Annotated in this window: 1 protein-coding gene; it reads right to left on the bottom strand. The window is 51.6% G+C overall.

Annotated elements, in window-relative coordinates; all coding sequences use genetic code 11:
• Positions 1-18 precede the first annotated feature (18 nt).
• Positions 19-1,166 (bottom strand): IS3 family transposase gene (locus C3451_RS24125; protein ID WP_088581786.1). Its coding sequence is split into 2 segments (ribosomal slippage): positions 19-929 and positions 929-1,166, totalling 1,149 coding nucleotides; the frame shifts between segments, so codons are not numbered across the junction.
• Positions 1,167-1,229 lie beyond the last annotated feature (63 nt).

Below are 1,229 nucleotides of genomic sequence, written 5' to 3'. Positions count from 1 at the left end.
TGAATCGCCACGGATAATCTAGACACTTCCTAGCCGTTGATAATACTGGTTTTCATATTCTGTCGGTGACATCTGATCGCTGGAACCATGCCGACGCTTACTGTTATAAAACATTTCGATGTAATCAAAAATATCGCTGCGGGCTTCTTCCCGCGTTCCGTAGCTCTTTTTCTTTATCCGTTCGCGTTTCAACAACTGGAAAAAGCTTTCTGCAACCGCATTATCATGGCAGTTACCGCGACGGCTCATGCTGCCCTCCAGGCCGTGTGATTTCAGGAACGACTGCCACTCATGGCTTGTGTACTGACTGCCCTGATCCGAATGAACCAGCACCTGTTTTTGGGGATTACGGCGCCATACAGCCATCAGCAGTGCGTTCAGGACAATGTCCTTTGTCATCCGGGATTGCATGGACCAGCCGATAATTTTGCGTGAGAACAGATCAACAACCACGGCAAGATACAGCCAGCCTTCGTGGGTCCTGATGTAGGTTATGTCCGTTACCCAACGCTTATCCGGAGCATCCGGATTGAACTGTCGCTGGAGCCTGTTGGGCGACACGATACTGGCCTCGCCTTTACGTGCCCGCGGGCTCCGGTATCCGACCTGAGCCTTTATCCCGACACGTTTCATCAGTCGCCAGACTCTGTTCACTCCGCACTGTTGCCCGCTGTCCCGCAGATCCAGATGGATTTTGCGATAACCATAGACGCATCCCGATTCCAGCCAGAACTGTTTAATCTGTCCTGTCAGTCTCAGGTCTGCCTGATGGCGTTGTGAATGCGGCTGCTGAAGCCAGGCGTAAAAACCACTGGGATGAACATCCAGCACCCGACAGAGCAGGCGAACAGGCCAGCAACAGGTGTTGTCACGGATAAAGGCGTACCTCAGTCGGACAGCTTTGCGAAGTACGCCGCGGCTTTTTTTAATATGTCCCGTTCGTCGGTAACCCGCTTCAGCTCTTTCTGGAGACGGCGGATCTCGGCCTGAGCATCTGACTGTTCTTTATTAGCGGAAGAATCCGGACCGTACTTCTTTATCCAGGCGTAAAGGCTGTGGGTGGTGATATCGAGACGTGTTGCAACGCTGGCAACAGAATAACCGCGATCAACAACCTGTTTGACTGCTTCAGTTTTAAACTCTTCGGGATAACGCTTACCGCTCATGGGCACCTCTCTTTAAGCCATCTTAAATGACTCTGAGGTGTCTGTTAAACCCGTGGCGATTCA

Origin of the sequence: Enterobacter sp. 301B (genome assembly GCF_003850715.1) — a bacterium.
GTDB lineage: Bacteria > Pseudomonadota > Gammaproteobacteria > Enterobacterales > Enterobacteriaceae > Enterobacter > Enterobacter intestinihominis.
Note: the sequence above shows the minus strand (reverse complement) of the source record. Positions and strands in the feature narration are given on the sequence as shown.